Origin of the sequence: Pseudovibrio sp. WM33, assembly GCF_001623165.1 — a bacterium.
Lineage (GTDB): Bacteria > Pseudomonadota > Alphaproteobacteria > Rhizobiales > Stappiaceae > Pseudovibrio.
Genome location: NZ_LMCK01000147.1, coordinates 4136 through 4486 on the forward strand (window position 1 = coordinate 4136; position 351 = coordinate 4486).

1 protein-coding gene is annotated in these 351 nt (G+C 59.5%); it reads left to right on the forward strand.

The window, feature by feature from the left end:
* Positions 1-351 (forward strand): phage BR0599 family protein (locus PsWM33_RS27220; RefSeq protein WP_193778473.1); only part of this gene is annotated, 351 nt, incomplete at both ends.

Consider the following 351-nt stretch of genomic DNA (forward strand, 5'->3'; position numbering starts at 1 on the left):
TAACCAGAACACCGGGCGCACCTATCAGTATGGCTGCGATGCTGAGTTGGGGGATAGCCGCTGTGGTGTGGACCTGCAGGCACCGGAGAACAACGGGGCGGGCAGTGTAACAGCGGTGAAAGACCGGGTGTTTACCTGTGCGGGCTTGAGTGGTTTTCCAGCTGACCGGTTTTCATGGGGGCAGCTCTACTGGAACACCGGGGCAAACAAAGGTGCCCGCGTCAAAATCAAAGTGCACAAGCTGACAGAGGGCGGGGCTGCAGAGCTGACCCTTTGGCAAGCGCCTGTGCAGCCCATTGCTGCCGGGGATTCCTTTGACGTGTTTGCCGGGTGTGCTCATACCTTTGCGGC